Raw genomic sequence first — 8,785 nt, forward strand, 5'->3', positions numbered from 1 at the left:
GTCTCCTTTTAGCCCTTTGCCTGGCGCTTGGCCTCGCCCAGGCTGTGCAGGCAGAGCCCTTGATCGGTCTGAAGCCTTGCAGCGAAGTTCCCGCTTTTCAGGCCCTGATGAACGAACGGCTGAGCAGCCTCGAAGAGAAGATCCTCAATGCCAGCCCTAACCTGGCTCCTCTCTACCAGCAAAAGTTGGCCCAAACCGAGAAGCGCTTTGAGCGCTACAGCAAGCTGCTCTGTGGCGAAGAAGGCTTGCCCCACCTGGTTACCGATGGCCGCTGGAGCCATGCAGGCGAGTTTCTCATCCCTGGCCTGCTTTTCCTCTACATCGCCGGCTGGCTGGGCTGGGCTGGGCGCTCCTATCTGATTGCTGTCCGGAATAGCGACGAGCCGGAGATGAAAGAAAGCATCATCGACGTCCCCTTGGCGCTGCGCTGTTTCCTCACGGCTTTGGCCTGGCCTGCCGCTGCTTTCAAGGAAATTGCCAGCGGCGAAATTCAGGAGCCGGAAGAGGCCGTGCCCATCTCTCCTCGCTGAAGAAGGGGCTTCTCCTCGGCTTTTGGCTTAGCTTCACCCATCCAACTTGAGAGGTATGTATGTCTGATTTCACCAAGTTTCTCACCACGGCTCCAGTGGCCTTTATCTTGTTTTCCAGCTTCGTTTTTGCGCTGTTCATCGAGATCAACCGCTTCTTCCCCGACATTTTGACGTTCTGAACTCGCAAGCCAGGGATCCCCAGCCGCGCCAGCAACACCCACAGGGATCCCTGGTCTTTTAAGCCAGACTTTTTGGAATTTGAGGTTTTTCTAACCCTTTTTGCACTGGAACCAGAGTTGCCGACATGGTTGAACCCACTGCCGATACCGTTTCTCCTAATAGGGGATATATCGCCGTCCCGGAAGGGGATCCGCAGATTGGCGATTTCTGGACGCCGATCAACCACGCGCCTGTTGTCCGTCTGTTGATAGACTGGTTGCCCATCAACCGGCCGGGATTGAGCTCCATTTGGCGGGGTTTGGAAATTGGCATGGCCCACGGCTATTGGTTGGTGGGGCCTTTTGCCAAGCTGGGGCCGCTGCGCAGCGAGCCCATCGGCCTGCTGAGCGGTTTCCTGGGAGCCTGTGGCCTGATCTTAATCATGACGGCAGCTCTCTCTCTCTACGGCACCGTCTCCCCGCAGCGCAACGACGGGCCGGTGCAGGGATCCCAATCTTGGAGCGAACTGGCCGCCGGCTTTTTGGTAGGGGGCATGGGCGGGGCAATCGTCGCCTACCTGCTTCTGCTCAATGGAGATCTGTTGTTTCCCAATTTTGGTTAAGCGGCTTCCCCTCTCCATCCATCCCCTTGTCTTGGACGGCCTTGCGAGTCTCTCCATCCTCTGCTGAGCGGCGGCTTGGCCAGATGGGCTCTGCTTTCCAGCTTTTCGCGTTGATGCCGGCCCGCTTGCCCACAGCTTCCCTGGATTTTGCTCTCCAGCTTCTTGACGGGGTTTCAGCTGGCTTTTCAAGGCTTGCAGCGTCTTTGTGATCCAATAACCTGAGCAGGCGAGGGAAAAGTTCAGGGCAGCAGTGAGACTGGCAGAAGGCAGGAAGCTTGCCCTAGCATAGACTGAGCCAGCCAGTGGAGTCTCGAATTTGCTATGAACCGACGGCAGCGGTTCTAGGCATTTTTCCAAATAGCCAAATAGTTTTTGTAAGCTGTCGTGAGCGATCTCCTGTCCGATCCCACTTCTGCAAGCTTCTCTTTGGCTGAGATCGGTCGCCTGTCGCCTGCAGCCCTGGCCTACCTGGGAGATGCCATTTACGAACTGCACGTGCGACGGCAGCAGTTGTTTCCTCCCACTCGGCCAGAGCTTTACCATCGGCAGGTGGTAAGGCGGGTACGCGGATCTGCTCAGGCCAGATTGTTGTTGGCGCTTTTGCCCTATCTCAGCCCTGAAGAGCGGGAGATCGTCCGCTGGGGCCGCAACGGCTGCGGTCGTCCACCCCGCCACTTGCCCTTGGCCGACTACCAGAATGCCAGTGGCCTGGAAACCATCTTGGGCTACCTTTACCTCACCGATCCCGAGCGGCTACGCCACATTCTCGCTCTCACCGATGTTTTGGCCAAGACGATAGGCGAGGGGGAAGGTTAAGATCGGCTTTTACTCTGCACCGTTCTCTGCCCATGCCCAAGCCTTCCCAATGCAAACCTCCCTTACGGCTGTCTCGCCGGAGCAAGCTGCAGCGGCAAGGGGCGGGGCAACCCTTCAACAAGCCCAAGCAGACCAAACGGCGCGAGGGGGGCTCCCCGCTCCATCTCCAGCCGGCGGCGCAAGAGCCGCCCGTAAAGCCGCTTCGTCGCAAGGCTGAGCAGGAGCGCCCCCAGCCAAATCCCAGCCCTCCCGTTGCCAGTCCAGAAGACGGGGAGCTGCAGGTTAACCGGGATCCCGAAGCCGAACCTGAACAAGAGATCATCTACGGTCGCCAAACCGTGTTGGCTGCGCTGAGAAGCCAGGCCACCCTTAACCGAGTGTGGGTGCTGCCGCGGTTGCGCTACAGCCCCCAATTTTGGTCTTTGTTGGAAGAAGCCAAAGCACGGGGTACCGTCATCGATGAGGTGTCTCTCCAGCGGCTAAACCTTCTCACCGCTGGAGCCAACCACCAGGGGATCGCCGCCCAGGCCACCCCTTACCGCTATGTGGATCTGGAAGAGCTGGTGGAACAGAGCCGCCAGTCCGGCCCCCATCCGGTGCTGGTGGTGCTGGACGGGATCCAGGATCCCCACAACCTGGGGGCTATTGCCCGCAGCGTGGAGGCGTTTGGCATGCAGGGGATGGTGATCCCACAGCGGCGGGCGGCAGGCGTCACTGCGACGGTGATGAAGGTGGCAGCGGGGGCCCTCTCTACTTTGCCGGTGGCGCGGGTGGTGAACTTAAATCGCGCCCTGGAATATCTTAAAGGGCAGGGGTTTTGGGTCTATGGCACCACCAGCCAGGGGGCTGCCCCTATCTACAGCGCCGACTTTCGCCGACCTATTGCCTTGGTGGTGGGATCCGAAGGGGAAGGCATCAGCTTGCTCACCCAGCGCCACTGCGACCAACTGCTGTCGATCCCCTTGGCGGGCCGCACGGAAAGTTTGAATGCTTCGGTGGCGGCGGGCATCGCCCTCTACGAGATCCACCGGCAGCGCTCCCCCCACCGAGGTCGAAACATTTCTCAACAAATCCTCAACGAAGGCAGTAGAATCTAGGTGATTGCAAAAGATCCTGAGTCATCCTTTGCGCTTAATAGGGGGGATGGATCCCGTGGGCAACCCTTTGGTCTGGCTGTTGGATAGGCTGCGGGGCCTAGCAGTCTGGGTTGAGATCACCACCGACGACTGCACCTATTACTACGGCCCCTTCGCCAGCGAGAAAGAAGCAGAGGCGCATAAAGGTCGCTACATCGCCGACCTGAAGGCGGAGGGGGCTGAGAAGATCGAGGTTCAGATAAAGAAAATGCGCCAGCCGCAGTCGCTGACGGTGGTCCGCACTCCTTCGCGGGTTCGTTCCTGATGACGGCTATGGTTTACCAGGTAACCGTTCATCACCGGGGCCAAACCTACCGGTTTACCGCGGCGGCAGATCAGACAGTTTTACAGGCGGCTCTCGAACACGGCCTAGAGCTGCCCTCTTCCTGCCAGGCGGGAGTCTGTACCACCTGTGCAGGGAGGCTGAAGTCGGGATCCGTGGCCCAGCCTGACGCCATGGGGATCGGGCCGGAACTCAAGGCTCAGGGCTTTGTGCTGCTGTGTGTAGCCTATCCTACTTCCGATCTAGAGGTGGAGACGGACCAAGAGGAGGAGGTCTATCGTCTCCAGTTTGGCTCCTAGCCCTGCTTGGATATCCACCCCCGTTGAGGGCAATTCTGTGCGGGTTACTCAAAGGAGTTCTAACGGCCTGTGAAGCTGCACTTTCTCCGCCTTTCCCTGCCCCTAAGCCTGCCGGTTTCTGCTGCTCGACTGGAGGGATCCCTTACCGAGCAGGTGGCCCAGGAGCTAGGACAGCCAGCTCAGCTTCTGCGCTGGAGCCTGACGGCGGTGGAGGGGGATAGGGCTTGGGTGGAGGTAGTAGCTACTACCGACGATGGCCATTCCGATTGAAGACAGCCCACCCCTCTCCTTAGGAAGAGGGGAGTTGGGGATAGCGCCCGCGCCGCCGGCGCGTTCGCAACTGCGTTGCCTATCGGGTCTGAAAGAGTTTTCCCAAGACCTCAGAGGCTAGCGGGAATCATTTCGTTGCTACGCTGAAGGACAGAAATGGCTAGCGGTACCCTCGGCAGTTTTTGTCCTTTGGCCAATGTCTGTCCCCACATCTGAACCAATGTCGGCTCCAATGTTGGCCGAGCAGCATCCCCCTGTTGCCCTCACCATTGCCGGATCCGATAGCGGCGGCGGAGCGGGCATTCAAGCGGATCTGCGCACCTTTGCCTTCCAGCGCGTCCACGGCACTTCCGCCCTCACCTGCGTAACTGCCCAAAACACCCTCGGGGTCAACCGCGTGGATGCGCTGCCGCCGGAGGCGGTGGCCGCCCAGATTGAGGCGGTGGTGCAGGATATCGGGGTGCAAGGGATCAAAACCGGCATGTTGCTCAATGTCGAGATCGTGCGGGAGGTGGCCCGCCAAGTGGAGCGGTGGGCCCTGCAGCCGCTGGTGGTGGATCCGGTGATGGTCTCCCGCACCGGGGCCAAGCTGCTGGCAGAAGACGCCATCCAGGCCATCCGCGAGCGGCTGATCCCGCTGGCCCAGGTCGTTACCCCCAACCGCTACGAAGCCCAGATTTTGGCAGGGATGGAGCTGCAGTCATTGGCGGATATGGAGGAGGCGGGCCGCCGCATCTACGCCCTGGGCTGTAAGGCGGTTTTGGTCAAGGGGGGAGGTATGCCAGGGGAACTGCAGGGGGTGGATGTGTGGTTTGACGGCGAGCGGCTGGAGATCCTCAAAAGCGAGCGCATCCCCACCCGCCACACCCACGGCACCGGCTGTACCCTCTCGGCAGCCATTGCGGCGCAACTGGCTTGGGGCAAGGATCCCTTGGCGGCGACGCTAGCAGCCAAGGCCTATGTTACCGAAGCCCTGCGGCATCCTCTGGCCATCGGCGCAGGACAAGGGCCGGTGGGGCACTTCTACCCGCTTCTCCAGTCTTAGCCCCCTTCTTCGCAGCCGGCAGCCGCTCAGGCTGCCGGGGGAGGTTGAACGGCCCCGCTGGCTAGAGCAGTTCCCGCACGTCCACCACTTTGCCGCTCACGGCCGCCGCCGCCACCATGGCCGGGCTCATGAGCAGGGTGCGCCCACTGGGGGATCCCTGGCGACCCTTAAAGTTGCGGTTGGAAGAAGAGGCGCTAATCTGCCGGCCTACGAGGCGGTCTGGGTTCATGGCCAAACACATGGAGCAGCCGGGATCCCGCCACTCAAACCCTGCCGCCTCAAAGATCTCGCGCAGGCCCTCGCGTTCCGCCTCCTGCTTGACCCGCTCCGAGCCGGGCACGACAAACGCCTTCACTCCAGGCGCTACTCGCCGTCCTTTGGCAATCTTGGCCGCCTCCCGCAAATCGCTCAAGCGGCCGTTGGTGCAACTGCCAATGAAGCAGACATCCACTGGCGTGCCCACGATGGGATCCCCTGGTCGCAAGCCCATGTAGGTGTAGGCTTCCCTAGCCAGTTCCCGCTCACTTTCTGGCAACTCCTCGGGAGCCGGGATCCGCTCGTCCACCCCAATGTTTTGGCCGGGGGTAATCCCCCAGGTAACCGTGGGAGCAATCTCGGAGGCCTGAAACACCACCACGTCGTCATAGACAGCGTCGGGGTCGCTAGCTAGGCTTTGCCACCAGGCCACAGCCTCTTCCCAATCGGATCCTTGAGGGGCAAACTCCCGCCCCCGCAAATACTCAAAGGTCACGGCGTCGGGATTGACATAGCCGCAGCGGGCTCCTCCTTCGATGGACATGTTGCAGAGGGTCATGCGTTCTTCCATGCTCATCGCCTCGACAGTGCTGCCGCCGTACTCGTAGGCGTAGCCCACCCCGCCTTTGACCCCCAGCTTGCGGATGATGTGCAGGATCACATCCTTGGCGTAAACCCCCGGCCCCAACGTGCCCTGCACCTCGATGCGGCGCACTTTGAGCTTGGACAAGGCCAGAGTTTGGGTGGCCAGCACGTCCCGCACCTGGCTGGTGCCGATGCCGAAGGCAATGGCCCCAAAGGCCCCATGGGTAGACGTGTGGCTATCGCCGCAGGCAATGGTCATCCCCGGCTGCGTCAGCCCCTGCTCCGGCGCAATCACATGCACGATCCCCTGCTGGCCGGAGCCGCTGTTGTAGAAGCGGATGCCATATTGGCGACAGTTGCGCTCCAGCTCCTGGATCATCTCCTCTGCCAAGGGATCCGCAAAAGGTCGCGCCCGGTTGTCGGTGGGGATAATGTGATCTACCGTAGCCACCGTCCGCTCCGGAAAGAGAACCGGCAGATGGCGCTCCCGCAGCATGGCAAAAGCCTGGGGGCTGGTGACCTCGTGGATGAGGTGCAGGCCGATGAACAACTGCGTCTGCCCCGAGGGCAAAACCCGCACCGTATGGGCGTCCCAGACTTTGTCGAACAACGTCCTCTCGCTCATCTTCCTCTCCGGCCTGCGGCCAAGCCAGTTTTGAGCTGCTTTCCGTAGAGCTTCAATGTCCTACTTGTTACCAAAGCTTGTCAAGTCAGAGGTCGGGGCGGGCAAAGCACCTTTCCCAAGGCCGGGCTAGCCCAGTTGAGCTGACCGGCCCTAGGGGAGACGGAGGGCCTGGGGATCCGGCTCCAGCAAAATACCGGTGGGAGCAAACTGGGTTACCCAGAAATCCACCTCTGGAAAGTGGTGGCACAGACTGTCACGGGCTTGGGCGGCCCTCTCCAGGCTGGCCATGATCCCAAACACCGTCGGCCCTGAGCCCGACATCAGGGATCCCAGCGCTCCTGCCTCGAGCAAGGCCTGGCGCAATTTTCCCACGATAGCGTGCTCGGCCAAAACTGGTTGCTCCAGATCGTTGCGCAAACTGCGGGCCAAGCCCAGCAGATCCCGACGCTCCAGAGCAGCGAGGACTTGGGGCAAGGTCGGCAGAGAGGCTCCAGCAGAAGGCAAGGAAGCGGCACGGTGAGCGCGAAAGGCTTGATAGGCCCAGGCAGTGGAGATCCCAAGGTGCTTGGGCTTGGCCAACAGCAGGGGGATCCCCTCCCAGTCGGCCAGCGGCTGTAAAACTTCTCCCCGTCCCGTAGCCAACTGCGTCCCCCCCTGCACACAAAAGGGAATATCGGATCCCAAACGGGCCGCCAAGCTCTGCAGTTCTCCTACCGTCAGGCCCAGGCCCCAAAGCTGGTTCAGACCCACCAAAACTGCCGCCGCATCTGCTGAGCCGCCCGCCAAGCCCGCTGCTACTGGGATCTGTTTTTCCAGCTGGATCTCCACTCCCAGCTCAGCCCGACATTCCCTTTGCAGCAGCTCAGCCGCGCGGTAGGCCAGGTTGCGGGCATCTGCCGGCACTTCCGGGTGATCGCAAATCAAGAGGATCCCGTGGGGACGGCGCTGGAGATGCACGCGATCCGCCAAAGCGATGCTCTGTAGGATCATGGCCACCTCGGAATAGCCATCGGGGCGGGAGCCGAGGATTTCTAGGTAGAGATTGATCTTGGCGCGGGCAATCAGGGTACAGGCTTGCATGGGGAAAGGAGCGAGGTTGACAGCAACTCCCCTCAGCCTGTCCAAACCAAGGGGAAACCAGACCTTGCTGGGGAGGCCTTCCAGCCTGATTCTAAGGCAAGGGATCCCTGGGCGGAGGAAACAGCATGGGATTGGCTATGGCCATCGGGCCGGCCACCGTTTGCTGCAAAAGCGCCCGCAAAGCGGGATCCGCTGCCCAGCCCAAGGGCGAAGCTGGAGGCGAGCCCAGGGCACCCCGGAACGGAAGCTAGGTTTACTTCACCAAAACCCGAGACCGCTGCCGTCCTGGTTGCAGAAGGGATCCCAGAGCCGATCCAGAACTGATAGAGTTTTGGCACCCTCTGCCTCACCACTGCCCCATGAGCAAGCCCAAAGCCGGGATCCTCTACAACGACGCCAAGCCCGCCGCCAAGCGCAGCAGCGAAACCCTGTCCCGCTGGTTTCAGGAACAGGGTTGGGAAGTCTGTGTCGCACCCAACTGGGGCGGCATCCTTGGCTACGCCAAGCCCGACAGTCCCGTCTGCTTGACCAAGGTGGACAGCCTGGCCCCCGCCGGCTTTGACGAGAGCATGAAGTTTGCCGTGGTGCTGGGGGGAGACGGCACCGTTTTGGCAGCAGCCCGGCAACTGGCCCCCAAAGGGATCCCCTTGCTGGCCGTGAACACGGGCCACCTGGGCTTTCTGACAGAGACCTACCTAACCCACCTGGAGGAGGCGGCCAAGGCAGCCATTGCTGGCGAGTACATTCTCGATCGCCGCAGCATGTTGCTGGTGCAGGCCTACCGCGGCAACGAATTGCGCTGGGAGGTGCTCAGCCTCAACGAGATGGTGCTCCACCGCGAGCCCTTGACCAGCATGTGCCACTTTGAAGTAACCATTGGGGATCACTCACCGCTGGATGTGGCTGCCGACGGCATTATTTTAGCCACCCCCACCGGTTCCACCGCCTATGCCCTTTCTGCGGGAGGGCCGGTCATCACTCCCGGCCTGCCGGTGTTGCAGTTGATCCCTATCTGTCCCCACTCGATGGCCTCACGGGCTCTGGTCTTTCCCGATTCGGAAGAGGTATGGATCAGCCCCG

General features: G+C 61.2%; 12 protein-coding genes. 10 read left to right on the forward strand and 2 right to left on the reverse strand.

The window, feature by feature from the left end:
- The 9 genes from NW809_RS08505 to thiD form a co-directional block, all read left to right on the forward strand.
- Positions 1–530, forward strand: a 530-nt coding sequence (locus tag NW809_RS08505) for a Photosystem I reaction center subunit III (protein WP_414401938.1), incomplete at its 5' end; no start/stop codon positions are given.
- 59 nt (positions 531–589) lie between these two features.
- Complete coding sequence (locus NW809_RS08510) at positions 590–709, forward strand: photosystem I reaction center subunit IX (RefSeq protein WP_011429204.1); 120 nt, start codon at positions 590–592, stop codon at positions 707–709.
- A gap of 125 nt (positions 710–834) precedes the next feature.
- On the forward strand, positions 835–1,311 hold the full coding sequence (locus NW809_RS08515; protein WP_011429203.1) for a photosystem I reaction center protein subunit XI: 477 nt from the start codon (positions 835–837) through the stop codon (positions 1,309–1,311).
- Positions 1,312–1,695: 384 nt separating this feature from the next.
- Complete coding sequence (locus tag NW809_RS08520) at positions 1,696–2,127, forward strand: ribonuclease III domain-containing protein (RefSeq protein ID WP_011429202.1); 432 nt, start codon at positions 1,696–1,698, stop codon at positions 2,125–2,127.
- A 32-nt stretch (positions 2,128–2,159) separates the two neighbouring features.
- Positions 2,160–3,224, forward strand: coding sequence for a 23S rRNA (guanosine(2251)-2'-O)-methyltransferase RlmB (rlmB, locus tag NW809_RS08525; protein ID WP_011429201.1), 1,065 nt, complete (start codon positions 2,160–2,162; stop codon positions 3,222–3,224).
- Positions 3,225–3,270: 46 nt separating this feature from the next.
- Positions 3,271–3,528 (forward strand): DUF1816 domain-containing protein, encoded by a 258-nt coding sequence (locus tag NW809_RS08530; protein ID WP_011429200.1) that lies wholly within the window; start codon positions 3,271–3,273, stop codon positions 3,526–3,528.
- Positions 3,528–3,845, forward strand: a complete 318-nt coding sequence (locus tag NW809_RS08535; protein ID WP_168173317.1) for a 2Fe-2S iron-sulfur cluster-binding protein — start codon at positions 3,528–3,530, stop codon at positions 3,843–3,845. Before NW809_RS08530 ends, NW809_RS08535 begins: the two co-directional genes overlap by 1 nt.
- Before the next feature lie 69 nt (positions 3,846–3,914).
- Positions 3,915–4,115 carry a hypothetical protein gene (locus NW809_RS08540; RefSeq protein ID WP_011429198.1) on the forward strand — a complete coding sequence of 67 codons (201 nt, stop codon included), beginning with the start codon at positions 3,915–3,917 and terminating at the stop codon, positions 4,113–4,115.
- Between the two features lie 220 nt (positions 4,116–4,335).
- Complete coding sequence (thiD, locus tag NW809_RS08545) at positions 4,336–5,160, forward strand: bifunctional hydroxymethylpyrimidine kinase/phosphomethylpyrimidine kinase (protein ID WP_228375400.1); 825 nt, start codon at positions 4,336–4,338, stop codon at positions 5,158–5,160.
- Positions 5,161–5,221: 61 nt separating this feature from the next.
- On the opposite strand, the gene leuC is transcribed toward thiD, so the two are convergent.
- Together leuC and ispE are read right to left on the reverse strand one after the other, a co-directional pair.
- Entirely contained in the window at positions 5,222–6,625 is a 1,404-nt protein-coding gene (leuC, locus tag NW809_RS08550; RefSeq protein WP_414401939.1) for a 3-isopropylmalate dehydratase large subunit, read from the reverse strand.
- A gap of 150 nt (positions 6,626–6,775) precedes the next feature.
- A complete protein-coding gene (ispE, locus tag NW809_RS08555; RefSeq protein ID WP_414401940.1) occupies positions 6,776–7,705 on the reverse strand; it encodes a 4-(cytidine 5'-diphospho)-2-C-methyl-D-erythritol kinase in 930 nt (309 codons plus the stop codon).
- Positions 7,706–8,064: 359 nt separating this feature from the next.
- Here ispE and NW809_RS08560 point away from each other — a divergent pair.
- Positions 8,065–8,785 (forward strand): NAD(+) kinase (locus NW809_RS08560; RefSeq protein WP_414401941.1); only part of this gene is annotated, 721 nt, incomplete at its 3' end.

Source organism: Synechococcus sp. WC101 (genome assembly GCF_047461555.1).
In the GTDB taxonomy this organism is placed as follows: domain Bacteria; phylum Cyanobacteriota; class Cyanobacteriia; order Thermostichales; family Thermostichaceae; genus Thermostichus.

Bases quoted from the DNA above. Each gene is read 5' to 3' on its own strand.
- NW809_RS08510 (WP_011429204.1), top strand. From the start codon at position 590: ATGTCTGATTTCACCAAGTTTCTCACCACGGCTCCAGTGGCCTTTATC.
- NW809_RS08515 (WP_011429203.1), top strand. From the start codon at position 835: ATGGTTGAACCCACTGCCGATACCGTTTCTCCTAATAGGGGATATATC.
- rlmB (WP_011429201.1), top strand. From the start codon at position 2,160: ATGCCCAAGCCTTCCCAATGCAAACCTCCCTTACGGCTGTCTCGCCGG.
- NW809_RS08530 (WP_011429200.1), top strand. From the start codon at position 3,271: ATGGATCCCGTGGGCAACCCTTTGGTCTGGCTGTTGGATAGGCTGCGG.
- NW809_RS08535 (WP_168173317.1), top strand. From the start codon at position 3,528: ATGACGGCTATGGTTTACCAGGTAACCGTTCATCACCGGGGCCAAACC.
- thiD (WP_228375400.1), top strand. From the start codon at position 4,336: ATGTCGGCTCCAATGTTGGCCGAGCAGCATCCCCCTGTTGCCCTCACC.
- leuC (WP_414401939.1), bottom strand. From the start codon at position 6,625: ATGAGCGAGAGGACGTTGTTCGACAAAGTCTGGGACGCCCATACGGTG.
- ispE (WP_414401940.1), bottom strand. From the start codon at position 7,705: ATGCAAGCCTGTACCCTGATTGCCCGCGCCAAGATCAATCTCTACCTA.